The sequence below is a fragment of the Arthrobacter sp. P1_D12 genome, assembly GCF_056406175.1.
In genome coordinates this window covers 128,753-144,736 of the sequence record NZ_JBFUAR010000001.1, presented here as the reverse complement: position 1 = coordinate 144,736, position 15,984 = coordinate 128,753, and the positions used below count along the sequence as shown (strand labels likewise).

General features: G+C 58.8%; 12 protein-coding genes and 1 pseudogene. 3 read left to right on the top strand and 10 right to left on the bottom strand.

Annotated elements, in window-relative coordinates; genetic code table 11:
- Positions 1–178: 178 nt before the first annotated feature.
- On the bottom strand, positions 179–622 hold the full coding sequence (locus tag AC1DZV_RS00635; RefSeq protein WP_476952831.1) for an SDR family NAD(P)-dependent oxidoreductase: 444 nt from the start codon (positions 620–622) through the stop codon (positions 179–181).
- 273 nt (positions 623–895) lie between these two features.
- Between AC1DZV_RS00635 and AC1DZV_RS00630 the strand changes: the two are divergent.
- Positions 896–1,453: pseudogene (locus tag AC1DZV_RS00630) on the top strand (recombinase family protein).
- 200 nt (positions 1,454–1,653) lie between these two features.
- On the opposite strand, the gene AC1DZV_RS00625 reads toward AC1DZV_RS00630, so the two are convergent.
- The 9 genes from AC1DZV_RS00625 to AC1DZV_RS00585 form a co-directional block, all read right to left on the bottom strand.
- Complete coding sequence (locus AC1DZV_RS00625) at positions 1,654–2,169, bottom strand: winged helix-turn-helix transcriptional regulator (RefSeq protein WP_476946742.1); 516 nt, start codon at positions 2,167–2,169, stop codon at positions 1,654–1,656.
- Positions 2,170–2,777: 608 nt separating this feature from the next.
- Positions 2,778–3,638: a formyltetrahydrofolate deformylase gene (purU, locus tag AC1DZV_RS00620; RefSeq protein ID WP_476868242.1), complete on the bottom strand. Its 861-nt coding sequence runs from the start codon at positions 3,636–3,638 to the stop codon at positions 2,778–2,780.
- A 131-nt stretch (positions 3,639–3,769) separates the two neighbouring features.
- On the bottom strand, positions 3,770–5,131 hold the full coding sequence (locus tag AC1DZV_RS00615) for a hypothetical protein (protein WP_476946734.1): 1,362 nt from the start codon (positions 5,129–5,131) through the stop codon (positions 3,770–3,772).
- A 99-nt stretch (positions 5,132–5,230) separates the two neighbouring features.
- A complete protein-coding gene (locus AC1DZV_RS00610) occupies positions 5,231–6,169 on the bottom strand; it encodes an NAD(P)H-binding protein (protein ID WP_476946733.1) in 939 nt (312 codons plus the stop codon).
- A 208-nt stretch (positions 6,170–6,377) separates the two neighbouring features.
- On the bottom strand, positions 6,378–6,632 hold the full coding sequence (locus AC1DZV_RS00605) for a hypothetical protein (protein WP_476946732.1): 255 nt from the start codon (positions 6,630–6,632) through the stop codon (positions 6,378–6,380).
- Positions 6,633–6,697: 65 nt separating this feature from the next.
- Positions 6,698–7,906, bottom strand: a complete 1,209-nt coding sequence (locus AC1DZV_RS00600; RefSeq protein WP_476952683.1) for a VOC family protein — start codon at positions 7,904–7,906, stop codon at positions 6,698–6,700.
- A 74-nt stretch (positions 7,907–7,980) separates the two neighbouring features.
- On the bottom strand, positions 7,981–8,991 hold the full coding sequence (locus AC1DZV_RS00595) for a fumarylacetoacetate hydrolase family protein (protein ID WP_476868237.1): 1,011 nt from the start codon (positions 8,989–8,991) through the stop codon (positions 7,981–7,983).
- Between the two features lie 92 nt (positions 8,992–9,083).
- Positions 9,084–9,458, bottom strand: coding sequence for a nuclear transport factor 2 family protein (locus tag AC1DZV_RS00590; protein ID WP_476946730.1), 375 nt, complete (start codon positions 9,456–9,458; stop codon positions 9,084–9,086).
- A gap of 66 nt (positions 9,459–9,524) precedes the next feature.
- Positions 9,525–11,003 (bottom strand): aldehyde dehydrogenase, encoded by a 1,479-nt coding sequence (locus AC1DZV_RS00585; RefSeq protein WP_476868235.1) that lies wholly within the window; start codon positions 11,001–11,003, stop codon positions 9,525–9,527.
- 705 nt (positions 11,004–11,708) lie between these two features.
- On the opposite strand from AC1DZV_RS00585, the gene AC1DZV_RS00580 reads away from it, so the two are divergent.
- Positions 11,709–14,159, top strand: coding sequence for a LuxR C-terminal-related transcriptional regulator (locus AC1DZV_RS00580; protein WP_476952682.1), 2,451 nt, complete (start codon positions 11,709–11,711; stop codon positions 14,157–14,159).
- A 337-nt stretch (positions 14,160–14,496) separates the two neighbouring features.
- Positions 14,497–15,684 (top strand): oxidoreductase, encoded by a 1,188-nt coding sequence (locus AC1DZV_RS00575; RefSeq protein WP_476868233.1) that lies wholly within the window; start codon positions 14,497–14,499, stop codon positions 15,682–15,684.
- Positions 15,685–15,984 lie beyond the last annotated feature (300 nt).

Below are 15,984 nucleotides of genomic sequence, written 5' to 3'. Positions count from 1 at the left end.
CCAAAACGGGTCCTCCACTCCGCAGCCGACTGTTGAAGCCCGTGGTGCCGTATCCGAGCCGCAGATCACCTGACGCATGTCAGGGCGTTTTTGGTTGACGGAAGATCCACTATCGACTCTTCTGAACGAGCGGGGATTGCACCAGAACAGGGGCTGAGGTCGTGGTGGAAGGTTGCGCTCAGATAGTTTGCCCTGCGTCGGCTAGGAGGGTGCTTCCGGTCATGATGGTGGACAGATCGCTCGCGCAGAAGAGGACAATCCGCGCGATGTCGTCCGGGGTCCCGACGCGGCCGATGAGGCTGTTGGTCATCACCGCCATGGTCTGGCTCGATTCTTCCGTTGACGGGTGCCCCGCCGCGGCGGCCATGTTGCCTTCGGTGGGTACAAAGGTGGGTGCGACGCCGAGGACACGGATTCCGAGGGGTGCGAATTCGAGCGCCATCTGCTTCGTCATGCCGCGGACGGCGTGCTTGGATCCGACGTAGGCCGAGAGGCCTGGGGCTGTCCCTGTGAATCCGGCAGTGGAGACGATGTTGATGATAACCCCGCCGCAGTTGCCGCCGGCCATGCGCCGTGCGGCTTCGCGGGATCCGTTGAAGCCGAAAGCTCGTCCCTTCGATATCCAGCCACTGTGGACGAATTCACCGAGGATAAGACTGTCCTATGGATAACCATCGGAAGTGCACGCCGCGCCTTCGACTATCGCGAAGGGGTCGTCGTAGTGCCTGCCTGACATAGGCCGTACCCGTGGAACACGCAACTTCGCCGCAAATCTACGGATGTCTCTGACGTCAGGTTGGTACACGCCAACCTGACAAAATTCGAGGCTAATCTTGACTTCTTTCTGAGACGAGCCTAGAACTCAACCTGCCGGGTTCAGGGTTGGAGGCAATCGGTGGCCGGACAGCGGATCGGGTACGTGCGCGTCAGCACTGTGGACCAGAACGAGAAACGCCCGCTCGAAGGCCAGGTTCTGGACCGGATCTTCACTGACAAAGCCTCCGGCCGGGTCACGGCCAGGCCCCAGCTCACCGAGCTATTGCGGTTTGCCCGGGACGGGGACACCGTAGTGGTGCACAGCATGGACCGGCTCGCCCGCAACCTCGATGACCTACGTGGCCTCGTTCAAGGCCTCACCCGCAAAGGCGTACGGGTGGAGTTCGTCAAGGAGAGCCTGGTCTTCACCGGCGAGGACTCCCCCATGTCCAACCTCATGCTCTCCGTAATGGGAGCCTTCGCCGGCTCCCTCATCAGGGAACGTTAGCGGGAAGGCATCGCCCTGACCAAACAGCGCGGCGCCTACAAAGGGCGGAAAAAGACCCTCACTTCGGAACGGGCCGCGGAACTGGTCCAGCGCGCTGGCACTGGTGTTCCGAAAGCCCTCCTTGCCCGTGACTACGGGATCAGCAGGGAGACCGTCTACCAGTATGTGCGCCACGCCAAGCTGGAGTGAGCCGGCCTCGCTATGCCACATCGGGACTTCACCGGAGCTTGACGGAATCCTCATTATCGGCTCCTTAGAAGGGCAGGGGAAGGAGCTCCAGAAGGGGCTTCTGAACTATGCTTCTGCAGTTCCGGTTCGGACCATCAGACGGGGGCCGCAACGAGATGTCCCTCGTTGGGTAGAGCCTGCTGTTATGTCATCAAGCGACTCTAAGCTTCGACTGGTAATTCCCCGAATGCTGCGTTGGAAGCTTCAATTTCCGCGGCGTGTTGGTCTATCCAATCGATAAGCGACAGGAGCCTGTCGGATAAACCTCGGCCAAGGACGGTCAATGAGTACTCCACGTGCCTACGTTCGTCGTCGATAACATCGCGTGCGATAAGGCCGTCTCGCTCTAGCATTCTGAGGTTGAGTGTGAGCATTCGTTGTGAAATGGGATGAGACGGATCTAGGGCCGCTAGCAATTTCCGCAGTGTAGAAGGACGGTAAGGACCTGTGCGAGTTATCATCAAAAGCCAGTTGCGCCAATAATTGCCTACATGGTCCACCACGCTCACGATGGGATTGCTGCGGGTAGAATCGTAACGGGCAAGTTGGCGGCAGAAATATCTGAAGTTCTCGGCTTCGGTTGGATTAAGATGGCCCTCCCCCAGGGAGATCAGAACCTCTCGAACTCGCGACAGAGCGGGGGCGCCCCACGTTTCTTCGCCATTCGCTGACGGCATTATGCGGATGGTGTCGTTCCCGGAGCTTTCGGCCGCTTGCTGATCCGGTCCAGGCACTGACTGCCGTAGTGGTGACATGTCATAGGTAGTCACCATCTGGGTGAACACCGTCGCTGGAACACGGCCGGGAAACGTGCCCGGTCGGTCCTCCGCCTTCTCCCAGCCTAGGCGAAGTAGATAACTCCCGGGCTCATTTACACTTTGAAAGAGCTCTGCCGTTTGACATTTGGCAGACGCGAGCAGCAGGGGTCTGGTCGCGGCGAAGGAAGTATCTACATTGCCTAAGCTTTCATGGCGGACGTGAAATTCAACGTTTTCATAAATCATTGTCGCCTCTCAGCAAGGAGTCAGTCCCGTCGAGGATGCCTGCCACGCGCCCATTTAAGGAATCTCCCTACTCGTCTAGGGGACTATGTGCGCGGTCGTAACCAGGAAGCGTTGGCTTTACCACTTTGTTTCCCGCTCCCCAACATCGCCAGGGCTTTAAGTTCCAGTTAACTTCGGTCCCAGGAGTGTGCCGAAAATTAATTAGCGACACACTCCTCGGGAACTCAGTCATTTGATTGGCGCGAATTTCGTTCGTTCTGTCCGCACGAAGGCTATCGGGATCAGAAGACCACGGTGTGGTTACCATGCCGGAGTATGCGGTCGTCGCAGTGCCATGCGACAGCCCTGGTGAGCACACGCCGTTCGACGTCAGCGCCCTTTCTCATCAGCTCTTGAGCGGAATCCGCATGGTCAACACGGATAGCGTCCTGCTCGATGATGGGTCCCTCATCGAGATCAGCCGTGACGTAGTGCGCAGTTGCACCGATCATCTTCACTCCCCGGTCTTTCGCCTTCTGATAGGGTCCTGCCCCGATGAAGGCCGGAAGGAAGGAATGATGAATGTTGATCAGCGGGACTCCGACTTCTTGAAGAAAATTGTCGGAGATGATCTGCATGTACCGGGCTAGCACTATGAGGTCGACGTTTCCGCGAAGTAGTTCCAGTTGCGTCCGCTCCATGGCGCTCTTATCCTGGGCGTTCGAAGGAACGTGCACAAATGGGATCCCGAAGTAGCGAACGTCCTCGGCAAGGTCTGAGTGGTTCGAGATAACCATCGCAATGTCAATCTGGAGTTCACCTCGTCGTTGCTTCCACAGCAGGTCAAGGAGGCAATGGTCGGTCTTGGATACGAAAATCGCGACGCGTTTTCGTTGTGCGGCGCTGGTCAGCTGCCATTCCGCGGTGTAGGGCGCCTCAATTTTCGCTTGTATCTGTTCCTCCAGCTCGGCGCGCCTGGCGCCGAAGTGTTCCAGGTGGAACTCGGTGCGTTGGAAGAATACTCCGCCGGTCGGGTCGGTGGAGTGCTGGTCCAGGGAGACGATGTTCGCCCCGAAGTCCGACAGGATACTGCTGACGGCGCTGACTATTCCAGGTCGATCGGGGCACTGTATCAGGAGACGTCCAACCGTCTCCTTTTTCACGAAAGTTGCGTCAGACGTTGATCGGGCCTCGGGCTGGCGACTGATGGGCAAGGTTTTCATTGTTTTGCTCTTACCTTCTGTGCAGCGGGTAACTGCTAGGGTTTGTTGTTTGGAAGCCGGGGTACCTTGTTCTACTCATGGACAGGCACGCTGGCCGGAATTGCGTCGATGTCGTAGTCCTTGTTGGTCGGCAGGTCGAGGTATGGGAAGCGTTCGACCGTTGCACGGATGGGTTTGATCCGGGATCCGTGGTCGCCCCAGTGCACGATGACTTCATTGCCGATGTGTGCTTGGTCAAGGTCCAGGGTCGTGTGCGAGATCATTTCGCGGTAGTAGTACGAATAGACTGCCAGCGATGAGACTCCCACGGGCTTACCGTCTTTGGTGACGAGGTCAGCGTGCCCCCCTGCGGGGGATTGGGGTGTTGTTGGGAACTCGAAGTGTTTGTACTCTTCCCCGACCTCAAATTGGGAGGCGAAAACATCGAGGATATCTTCTTTGTTCCACTTGAGCACCACGGTTTTGCGCTGGGGATTCGCCGACTCGGCCTCCAAGGCTTCACGGCCGATGAAATCGTGATCGAACTTGGCCATCCAGCCCCAGTTCACTTCATATGGAGTCCTCAGCCGCGCCCTCATATCCAAAGGACTGAGGCTGCCTGGCAGACCTCCGGGGGTATTTGAAACCGGTGTTCCGGCACCGAATACGGGGTGGGCGATAAATGCGGGATCGGCATAGGCGGCCGGTAAGAAGGTGCACCCTTGCTGTGGGAACCCTCCTTCTGTGTGGTTGACGACGTAGGTCCGCCAGCCAAGGCGCTTGAGTCCGAAATCCTTACCCGCTTGGTAGACGGCGTCGAAGATGGCCGGGCCGTGCTCGAGTGGGCCCCTCAATTCATAGGCAAGGGTGCCGGACATTCCGATTCGAGACAGCTCGATTTCCACGGCCTCATCTATGCCAGGGACGCTGACTTTTTTGACGTCCAGAAAGTTGAGGCTTCGTACCTGGTCGCCCAGAAGCCGTTCCAGAACCTGCAGCGACGTGGGGCCGGCAACTTGGAACAGGAAGATGTTCCTGAGGCTGATATCGACGTCGATACCCAGATCAGGAGCCTTGAACATGGGCCAGGGCATGGAAGCGAATTGGCGGAAGGACTCCTCGCTGTCCCGGACTGTGAGGGCGTGATTGGCGATGCATCCGTTTTCATCGAGCATGACAAGGTGCTTTGAGGTGCCGATCGGCCACTTGTACACGTTGTTGATGCTGAGGCGTGAAAGGAACTCCTGGGCGTGGGGGCCACTGAAAGTGATTTCGGGGAGGCCGCTGAGGTTGGATGCAATGTAGGCGCCCTTTTTCCATGACAGCGATTCAGCCTTCCACCCGTCCCCTTCCCAGATGTGCAGGCTCCCCAGGACATTCAGATAGGTTGGAACGTCCGGGTATGCCGGCACGTCGTTGACGGCTACGCCTTGCGTTCCGTTGGTGTCTCCCATGATGAAACTTCTTTCTGTATTTTGAGCGGTCGGCCTGGCGCGTAGCCTGTTGTTGTCGGGCCCGCCCTGATTGTTGGGGGTACTAGCGGGAAATCGCTCTTAGACCGGTTCTTCGATGAGGTCGTAGCGCGTTGACTTCACGCGCTCCATGACTGACCGCAGGGTCTCAGGCTCCTGACCTGTAATCTGCTTCACGTGCTGGGACAGGACGGCCTGATAGCCCTGGGCAACTGCCATGTCTGCTGTCACGAGTTCGTCGCTGGCCCAAAGGTGACCGTCTGGATTTAGGGGCATATTCGGATCGTAGGTTCGAGGCATCCCTATGGAGTCGAAAAACGCCTGTCGCTCTTCCGGGGTGACCGGCGTATATGCGATCGGGGCGTCGTAGATTTCCGCTCCGATACGGGCAATGTCTTCGTAGTTCAGCAGCTGGGGCCCCGTGATTTCATAGACAGCTCCTTCATGTTCCTGGGGGTCCTGAAGTACGGCGGCCGCTGCCCTTGCCACATCTGCTTTTGCTGCGGGAGCGAGGCTGCCGAAGCCGGTGGCCATTTCCAGCCGGCCGGACGCCGCCGCCGGTGCGATTTGGATGCTGCTGACAATTTCCGAGTACAGCGCGTTGCGGAGAAAAGTGAATTTCAAGCCGGATGCGCGCAGGTCTAGTTCAGTTTGGTAGTGGTCCTTGGCCGACATCGCTGGATTATTGGGTTGGACACCGCTCACCGAGGTGTAGACGATGTGGCGGATACCGGCCCGCTGCGCTGCGGCGATGGCATTGCGGTGCTCTGCGATTCTGCGGCCCAGGTTGAGCCCGCTGATGAGAAACAGCGTCTCAGCGCCGAGATAGGCTGCGTCGAGTGATTCGCGGTCCTGATATTCCCCCTGCAGGACACGAATGCCCTGCGCTGCCCGATCGGACAGCTTCCCAGGCGTGCGGGTGACGAGAGTGAGGTCTTCGTGCGCTGTGTTCTTCAATAGCAGCTTCGTGACGCGGCGGCCCAGGTCTCCTGAGGCTCCGCTAATGACTATCCGGCTCATGCCGTTCCTTTCAAAGGCACCTTGGACGGCCCGCCAAGGTGGAAGTTTTTCGAAATTTTCAGGGTCCTCCTCCGCTGTAAAAAGCGGTCGGGGAAGCCTGTCCTGCAGGTTTGGGACTGCTATCCGGGCGGTGTCAGGGGACTGTGCTCACAAGGCCCAGTCTCCTGACTCCGGGATAGCGGTGGACGGCTACCCGAGTTCAAGGCGTCTACGGGTGGAGCTGGTATGAAGTCATGCGATAGCTGGCTTCGCCGCTCAGCTGTTGCGGTTCGACCCAAACGGAGTAGCCTTCGGCCGCCTCGTACATCGTCCGCGGATTGATGCCGTCGGCCGCGAGCCAGACGATTGAGGAGTCAGGCATGGCATCGTCAACGACGCCATGCCTGACAAGTTGCTGCTGGCGGCGGACTTCGACGTGTGCCCCGATGAGCCGCTTCCAGTCTGGATAGTGTTCCAAGATCACACCTTCCTGCCGCAGGTTTTCAGCCGCGCCTTGCTGGCGCAGCAGCGCAAGGATGCCTTGAAGGCCTATCCGAGGGGTCCCCAGAACGTCTCTCCCGCGTATGTGTCGGATAACGGCTCCAGTGCCTCGGGCCAATTGTCTGGGTCCACGGTCCGCCGTTGGGCCGCCGGCTTGGCCTGGCCGTCCCATCCAATCTGTTCCATGTAGTAGTACAGCTGCATGGCATGCCCGTCCGGATCGACTGCATGGATGACGTAGTCGATGCCCGGGTGGACTTCCTGTGGCAGGTCAATGAGTTTCACTCCGCGCTCTTCGAGAAAAGTTCGCGCTGCTCGGAGCTGTTCGTAGGAGCCTAGCTGGATGCCGAAGGCCAGCAAGGTGCTATGTTCGCTGACCCCCAACACCTTGCGGAGTTCCAGCGGAAATAAACCGAGGCTGTGGTGTTCCGTGTTGGCGCGCAGGAACACGACCCGGTGTCCCTCGACGGTGGTCTCTTCGCTTTTGACCAGGCCCAGCCGCTCTGTATAGAACCGCTCAGCAGCCGCCACGTCTTCAACGAAGATGCTGACAGGGCCGATGCGAACGGGTTTGAACGGACGAGAAAGCAGGACGCCGCCGACGTCAAAGGTCTTGGGCAGTTCGTCCATCCAGCGGTAGCCGGAAGTCAGATCGACTCCGTCAGATTCAGCGGCAACCAGCTCGGTTGCCTCCGAGCTGGTTGGCAGTGAGGGGTGCTCGTTGGCCCAGGGCCACAGGACTTCAGGTTTGCTACGACCGTCCCAGCCGACCTGTTCGATCCCGTATTCCAGTTCATTGGTATGTCCGGTGGGATCGGGAAAGTATGYGTGCCAGTTGGAACCCGGGTCACGACCGTACCGCTCAATTTTGTTGCCCAACGACTCGAGCCACAGGCGGGCCTCGACAACTTCGCGGAGACTCCCTACCTGCCAGGTGATCTGGTTGATGGTGAGGTCGCCACGTGCCGGAGAGTCCATGTGCTCAACCCAGGGCCGCGGCATCAGGACGAACGTGTGGTGATCGCTGTTGTGGCGCAGGAAATAGATGTTCGTGTCAGACAGACCGTCCAGCCACACTCCCGGGTCGTACTTCTGAAGGTCGAGGGCATCCGCCTGATAAAACCCCAGGAGCTCGGTGTAGTACGAGAGCGAGGCGCCGGTGTCCTCCACGCTGATGCCGAAGTGGTTGAGACGGCGGATTTTGAATGGTCGGTCGTAGAGGACGCCGCCGACCGAATGTTGTTTCTTCTGGGTCATTTCTTGTCTTCCTTCATCTGTAGGGGTCACGTCGGCTTGCCTGCGCGTGCCGGCACTTCGCGTGAACTGAAGATTTAGTTGGCCGCCTTGACGACCTGGTTCCGGAGAGTCCCGATGAGGCTTGAGGACACTTCGACTACGTCGCCCGGCTTTACGAACAGTGTTTCCGGGTGAGATCCGTCCGGCTGCTGTTGGCTGGAATCGATAGCTGTCCCCTTCGGCGTGCCGCTGCTGACAAGATCACCGGGATACAGTGTGGTGTCCGCCGACAAATGCTGGATAAACGCAGCGAAATCGTGCACCATCGATTTCGTATTGCCGCTCTGCCTGATCTCGCCGTTGACACGGCACTCGATCGGGATGTTCTGAGGGTCGAGCTCTTCCCCCACCACAATCCAAGGACCAATGGTGGCGGAGGTATCAAAATTCTTTGAGTGCATGAAGTCGGGACCGAAAGAGACGTTGTCTCGGACAGACCAGTCATTGTGCAGGGTGTAACCCCAGATATACGGGAGGGCATCATTACTGCGGATGTCCCGCCCGCGCTTGCCAATTATGATGGCAACTTCCGCCTCGTAATCCAGGCGCTTTGTCCGCTCGGGATAGCGTACTTCTTGTCCGTCAGCGGAAACCGCGCGGTGATCCTTGAGGAAGTACTTCGGCCCGCCCTTGACAAGACGCTCCAGGACTTCAGAAGTGTCTCCGGCCGAGCTGTTTTTGCTCGCCGCTTCCATGTGGTCGTAAAAGTTCGCCAAGGCGCAGAAAATACGGGCCTCCTTGGCGACCGGGGGGTGAAGTTCCACCTCGCCCAACTTGAAGCAGAGCTGCTCGCCCAGCAGACCGCGGTCGTCCTCTGCTGCGGACCATAGATACTCCACGGCGGTTTGTGCTTCCTCAAGGGCCCGCGTTCCCTCCGAGATGAAAGCACTTAGCTCATGCGGGACCACAAGGTCGGCTTGTGCCTGCGCCCGCGCCGCCCCGGTTGTCTCTGCAAGATACTTTGCATAGGTGGCATTGACATCGACCACGGATTCGCTCCGTATGATGCCAACTTTGCGTTCAGGGCCGAAAATTGCGACCTTCATGTGTTCTCCTCATCAATGTTGCTGAAACTGCTTTGGAAGGTATCGGCAGCTGGACCTGCTGGTTTCCAGTGAAAGCGTGTGTCCGCCTCCGGTTACTGGGCCGGGTCCACTCCCACCTTGTCGAACAGGCTGGCGTCGGTGGGGGTGAGGCTGTAAATGGTCAAAGTCTGGATCTTGCCGTCTTTAATCGTGAAAAAATCGCCGAGTTTGAGAGGAACCCCGTTCGCATCCAGCTCTATTTCGACAGCGACGTGGTCGCCGTTCACCACTGGCGGCCGTGGGCTTGGCGTCATCGCCCCTGGAGCTAGTCCGTTTTCGTACATCGTCTTTATTGCGTCTGCGCCCCGGATGGTTCCTTTGGCGTTGATCAGCAGGGCATCAGGTGCAAACAGTGCTGCAACGGCGCTGGCGTCCCCGGCTTTCACTCCCGCAAAGTAGGCGTCGACAACTTTGGTCGGATTTGTCATCAAGATTCGAACTCCCTTAGTGGACCTTGTGCCCGTAGCGCACGACAGGTATTTGATGGATGCTGTTCAGGCAGACAGGTACTTGGAAGAGCCATAGATCGATTTGTATTCGAGGTAGGCGTTGATCCCTTCCGGGCCCAGCTCCCGGCCAATGCCGGAGTCTTTGAATCCACCGAAGGGGGCACCGAGGTCAAGGGTGTAGTAATTCAGGCCGATCGTCCCGGTGCGCACCCTTCGTGCGACCGACAACGCCCGATCTTCGTCGGCGCTCCACACTGACCCGCCGAGGCCATAGTTGCTGTCATTGGCCATTCGCACGGCATCCTCGTCATCATCGAACGGGATGAGCGCCATAACCGGCCCAAAGACTTCCTCCCGAGCGAGACGGTCATTGTTGTCAACGTCGGCGAACACGGTGGGCTGGACAAACCAACCTCGGTCCAACGCGGCCGGGCGCCCGCCGCCAGCAACGAGCCGGGCAGTGGAACTTTTCGCTGTTTCGATATGGCCCAAAACCCGTTCGAGGTGCCCTTGGGTGGCCATCGGGCCCATTGTTACGGATGGATCAAGAGGGTTCCCGAGCTTGTACGAGTCGGCAAAACTGGCAACGGCATCCACAACCTCCTCATACCGGGAACGCGCGATCAGGATGCGGGATTGGGTGGTGCACGTCTGGCTGTTGTTCAGGAACGAGGCATTGTCCAGCCCGGACAGGAAGGTCTCGATACTGCCGTCCTCGAGGAAAACGGCTGCCGATTTTCCACCGAGTTCGAGTGTGCAGCGGCGGATAAGGCGTCCGCATTCTGCGCCGATGATCCTGCCCGCTTCGGTTGATCCGGTGAATGCGATCTTGTCAACGAGTGGGTGTGAAACGAGTGCGGCGCCGGCATCACGATCGCCGAGGACAATGTTGAGCACCCCGTCGGGCAGTCCTGCCTCCCGGGCGGCCTCAGCAAATACATAAGAGTCCAGCGCGGTTTCCGGGGATGGTTTGAGAACGACAGTGCAGCCGGCGGCCAGGGCAGGGGCAATCTTGAACATCGCCAATGCCTGCGGGAAGTTCCAGGGTGCTATGGCACCGACCACGCCCACTGGTTCGCGACGGACGATTGTTGAACCTGCCTGGCTTGGACGTACCTCTTCCAAAGGGAGGGCTTCTATTACATCGGCATAGATTCTCAGAAGGGCGGAGGGGGCACCGCCATTGAGCATCTGCGACAACCCGATGGGCATGCCGTTTTCCCTGCTGACGAGCTTTGACGTATCAGTGGCACGGCGTTCGAGCGCCTCGGCAAATTTGCGGAGCGTTGCGGCCCGTTCGGCGGCGGTTGACCTGCCCCAGGGACCGTTATCGAGAGCACCCCGCGCAGCCTTTACGGCCGCATCAATATCGGCTTCCGAGCCTAACGCTGCGGCACCGATGACCTCGCCTGTGGCCGCCTCTATCTGGTGCTGGATGCGGACAGTGCTGGGTTCGGCCCACTCTCCGTTGATGAAGAAGCGCATTCGATCGACTTCATTTGGTCGCTCAATAGTGACTGACATGGGTTCTCCTAGCTCGTAGAAAAATTTGGGGACAAAGCGGTCCGAGGAATTAGATGGCGGCACGAGCAGCGGCTTCGGTCGTTTTACGTGGATCGGGCCGGTCCTGTTGTTCGCGCTGCTGTCGCCGGACGTGGGGACGCCTAACCAGTTCGCGGATGATGAACACATCGCACAAGTGCCCCGATGCGGGAGACATTTATAGGTGATCGATAATTCGAGGTTCAGCGCTCACGCGACTCCGACCAGGGGCCTGCAAGGATCTCTCCCTGTTCATGTCTTCGGCGCGAACTGGCTTCGAGTGCATTGGCCATGGACGTCGTCGCTGTCATGATCAGCCGGCGACTTCCCGGAACTGAGCTCAGCGATAAGCCGAGTGCCTGCCACAACCTTCAGGCACTTCCGCAGCATGGGAATGTGCTCCGTAGGGCCAGACGTGTGCTGCATGACAGTATCCCGTGGTTACCTGGTGAGAGCGGGTTGCATCTTTCCCGCAATGTGCCCGTGCTGTGTGGCATACCGCCGCTGGGAGGTGTACTCGGCGTGGGCATTGGCGCTTAAGGGTCCCTATGTGTTTCATCAGTCTTTCCATCGAGGCCGCTGTTGCATCCTTGCAACTGCTTCCAGTGTGGTCTTTTTCGGTGGAGCAGAAACGGGTCAGATGACCCCATCTGATACCTGTATTGTTTTGTGCATCACAGGAGGAACATGAGTACCGACGCACTTGTCGGCCGTTCACACGACGGCCATCATCTGACGAGCTTCATCGGACGGCGTCGCGAGCTAACTGAAGCCCGTGAGCTGATGTCACGCTCCCGGCTTCTGACTCTGGCGGGTCCTGGCGGCGTCGGTAAGACGCGTCTGGCGCTGGAGTTGGTTTCTCGGGTCCGCAAGGCATTCAGCGATGGTGTCTTCATCGTGGAGCTCGCCGAGGTGGAGGACGGCGCAATGGTTGGATCTCACATAGCCGCTGCACTGCGGCTGCCGGACCAGTCCAACCGGTCATCCCTGCAGAGGATCGCAGACTATGTCCAGGACCGGCATCTCCTTCTCGTTCTCGATAACTGCGAGCATCTACTCGATGCAGTGTCCGTCCTGGCCGCCCGACTCCTTGATCGAGCTGCGAGATTGAGGATTGTGGCCACGAGCCGGGAGCCTCTGGGCATCTTCGGGGAGCAGGTCTACAACGTGCCTCCTCTTGCAGCTCCCGTCCATACAGCCGCGGAAGGTATGACAATCGAGTCCTTCGACGCTGTCCGCCTGCTCATAGACCGGGCTCGTAGCGTGGATCCTACCTTCGAAGTTACCGAGGGTAATCGGCTGGCTGTGGCACAACTGTGCCAGAGACTGGACGGGATCCCTTTGGCGATCGAACTTGCAGCGACCCGGCTGCGTTCAGTGTCAGTTGTTCAACTCATCGAGCGGCTTGACAAGCGGTTCGATATTCTGACTGGCGGCAGCCGCGCGGCATTACCAAGGCAGCAGACCCTCAGGGCACTGATCGATTGGAGCCACGAACTCTGCAGTTCAGATGAGCGGCTGCTGTGGGCGCGCCTCTCAGTCTTCCCGGGCGGCTTCGAGGTAGAGGCTGCCGAAGAGGTTTGCGGGTTTGGCCAGCTGACACGCGAAGGCGTGCTCGATCTGATTGACCACCTTGTGGCTAAGTCGCTTGTCGTCGCCGAGAACGTTTACGGCACCCAAACGGGAGGCAGCGTCCGGGTTCGGTACCGCCAGCTCATGACCTTCCGCGAGTATGGTGCTGAGCTTCTCGAATCAGTCGGGGAGTCCACGGACATGCGGCGCCGCCAGCGTGACCACTACCTGACCCGGGCGGCTGCCACAGTGAAGAATTGGTGCGGCCCGCACCAGGCCGAACGGCTGATGGCGGCGCGGCGTGACCATCCGAACCTTGTGTCTGCGCTGGAGTGGTCGGCCTCGACTCCGGGGGAGGAACGCGCGGGGCTGCACCTCGCCGCCCTGCTCAGGTACCACTGGACGGCCGGCGGGAACCTTGCCGAGGGCAGGCGATGGCTGGACCGCCTACTTAAGTTAGCAACCGAACCGAGCCCTGAACGAGGAGCCGCACTGTGGGTTGGAGCCTGGATCTGCCTCGTGCAGGGTGACAGGGAACAAGCGCGGGAGCACGTTGCCGAATGCCGGCTGATCGCAGAGAGCCTCAACGACAGGGCACTGGCGGCCCATGCAGATCATTGGGAGGCCCTTTGTGAGGTATTCGACGATCACTTGGACCGCGCCATGGGGCTTTTTACCGCAGCTGTCGGCGTTCACCGCCAAGTGGGCGATACGGCGTCGGCCCTCTACGCCTTATTTCTGCTGGCTTGGACTCAAATGTACGCCGGTCGCACCGGGGATGCCCTGGCCACCTGCCGGGAGGTCTTGAAGGTAAGCGATAGTTACGGAGAACGATGGGCCCATGCCTACGCTGATGCCGTGATGGGGCTGTGCCAGTGGCACGTTGGGGAACTGGATGCGGCGAGGCAATCACAGATCGCAGCACTCGAAATACAACGAGACTTCCCCGACGGCCTTTGCATCGCTCTGACAATTGAACAAATGTCCTGGACAGCTGCCTCGGGCGGACACTACGAATCCGCAGCCGTTCTCTACCATGCAGCCCGGGCCGTATGGAGTGGGATAGGAACCACTATCTCGGCGTTCGGCCCTCTGGAGAAGGACTTCGAGCAGATGGCGACCAAGGTGCGACGCGAGCTCGGGGAAAGGGAATTCAAGGTCCTCACTGCCCGCCCTGAACCCTCTCAGGAGCAAGCCATCGAGCTTGCACTAGGCGCAGCCCGCACAGGGTACGCCTCGACAGGTACCCCACAGCCCGGCCTCACGAAAGTAAGTACCAAGCGCCGTAACGGCACGGCTGAGACCCCAGACGGCTATGGGAAGCATGGAGGTACCGCGCTCACTCAGCGAGAAGCTCAAATCGCCGGCCTGGTTTCCCAGGGGCTCAGCAATAAGGAGATCGCAGCCCAACTCGTGGTGTCACCCCGAACGGTTGGAGGGCATATTGAGCGTATTTTGGCGAAACTTGGTTTCAACTCACGCACTCAAATTGCATCGCTGATGTCTGGTCCGGCCGGGGCGGGACTGGTAGGCCGAAAGAATAGTTCATCACACGGCCAAACGTAGGTGCAGCGCGATTAAACGGAGCCCGTCTGTCTGACTCACGCGGGGTCCGGCACGCGATGGTGCTGGACCACCCCCAAGGTCTCCGTTACAAAGCAGTGTTTGCATTTGGCGGCCTAAAAACCGGCCTGTCCAGACATGCAGCCATGGGACGACCCGCCCCGCTGACCTGCAAGTAGAGGACATAACCTCCGGTAGGCGAGCAGAGGAACAGGGGTGGGAGCTGCTTCAAAAACAGTCTTGCATCGCATGGGAACAAAAATGTGCCTAATTGTGGACCAATGAAGCCGTGAGTAAAGTGTGAGGAATTCGAGCCACACTCAACGGAGAGGTGCCATAAATGTCAGAAAAATGTAATCCGGATCCACTATTCTCACCGTTACTGGTAAATAAGAAATGGATTCGTAATCGTTTTGTACTGCCAGCGATGCAACGGAAAACGCGTGATTATGCGCCGACCCTTGGCATGGCAGATACCCTGCGAAAGTGTGCCGAAGATGGCGCAGGTCTAATAATCGCCGAAGGGGCAGCACCAGATCATCCTGCGGCCTACTGGCAGCCCGTTTTCGGCATCATCGGCCAAGAGACCGCAGAGGGTTGGCGTCGCGTCGCGAAGGCCGTAACGGCAACAGGCGCGGTATTTCTTATGCAACTATGGCATCCCGGCGCTTTGCGGCTAGTAGTCGATGGAATCCCAAATCCTTTTCCGAATTACCCCTCACTAAGCCCCTCCGGCTTGGTTCAGGAGGGTCGCATTAACGGCTTAGCGATGACCAGTCAGGACCTCGAAGACACAAAGGCAGCATATGTGCAGAGCGCCATTATCGCCCAAGAGGTAGGAGCGGACGGCATCGAAGTCCATGGCGCCCACGGATACCTATTGGACCTCTTTCTTTGGCATGAAACGAATAAGCGCGAAGATGAATATGGCGGGGCGACCTTAGTCGAGCGCGCACGCTTTCCTGAGGAGATCGTAGCTGCTATTCGTGAGGCAACAGGGGCAGACTTCATAATTTCATTCCGGTTCTCACAGTGGAAGGAAGTGGACTACGGTGCCAGGATCGCTGATCATCCAGATGACCTCCGTCCATTCATCCAGCGCCTTGAGCGAGCCGGAGTGAACCTGTTCCACGTATCCACACGCCGGTTTGATGCCCCGGCATGGCCTGAATTAGACCCAGAGCGCAGCCTTGCTTCGTGGGTGAAGACCATGACTACCGTCCCGGTCATCGCCATCGGCAGTGTCGGCCTAAGTACGGATCTCGCCCAGGACATTTTCGATGATCAGGAACCCGAGCTTCAGGTCGAGCAGGACCTGGCTCGGGTCCGACGCGGCCTCACAGCAGCTGACTTCGACTTTATTGGCGTAGGCCGGGCGCAAATCGCGAATACTGACTTCGTTGCTCGCGTTCGTAACAACCAGTTGTCTGACCTCCGGAATTTTCGCAAGTATGTCGATCTCAGCGAAGCATATGAATCCTACGTGCACGAAGGTCAACTCGTGGACCAGTCGAGAAAGACCGTCTAAGGCAGAGCCGTTCGCGACGGCGAGCATCCTAAGCCGTGGCAACGTCTGAGCGTTCGTGATGGGTAACCACGAAGACCCGTTGCGCGTGCTTCATCCGAACTGACCGGTCTGCTCAGCCATGCAAATACCGGCACCGATGTGGTAGGCGCTCTCCCGAAGGGCTGCCTTCACAGGTCCGAGTCCAGAGCAGATATGGATAGCAGGGGCTTGGCTGACACAAGCACCGTTCAAGGACTATACCGACTATCTGCCGGCAAGCTTCAGGCTATCGCCGCTCATCGGATCACAGATCACACTGTC

Bases quoted from the DNA above. Each gene is read 5' to 3' on its own strand.
- AC1DZV_RS00590 (WP_476946730.1), bottom strand. From the start codon at position 9,458: ATGACAAATCCGACCAAAGTTGTCGACGCCTACTTTGCGGGAGTGAAA.
- AC1DZV_RS00585 (WP_476868235.1), bottom strand. From the start codon at position 11,003: ATGTCAGTCACTATTGAGCGACCAAATGAAGTCGATCGAATGCGCTTC.
- AC1DZV_RS00615 (WP_476946734.1), bottom strand. From the start codon at position 5,131: ATGGGAGACACCAACGGAACGCAAGGCGTAGCCGTCAACGACGTGCCG.
- AC1DZV_RS00610 (WP_476946733.1), bottom strand. From the start codon at position 6,169: ATGAGCCGGATAGTCATTAGCGGAGCCTCAGGAGACCTGGGCCGCCGC.
- AC1DZV_RS00580 (WP_476952682.1), top strand. From the start codon at position 11,709: ATGAGTACCGACGCACTTGTCGGCCGTTCACACGACGGCCATCATCTG.
- AC1DZV_RS00575 (WP_476868233.1), top strand. From the start codon at position 14,497: ATGTCAGAAAAATGTAATCCGGATCCACTATTCTCACCGTTACTGGTA.
- AC1DZV_RS00595 (WP_476868237.1), bottom strand. From the start codon at position 8,991: ATGAAGGTCGCAATTTTCGGCCCTGAACGCAAAGTTGGCATCATACGG.
- AC1DZV_RS00625 (WP_476946742.1), bottom strand. From the start codon at position 2,169: ATGCCGTCAGCGAATGGCGAAGAAACGTGGGGCGCCCCCGCTCTGTCG.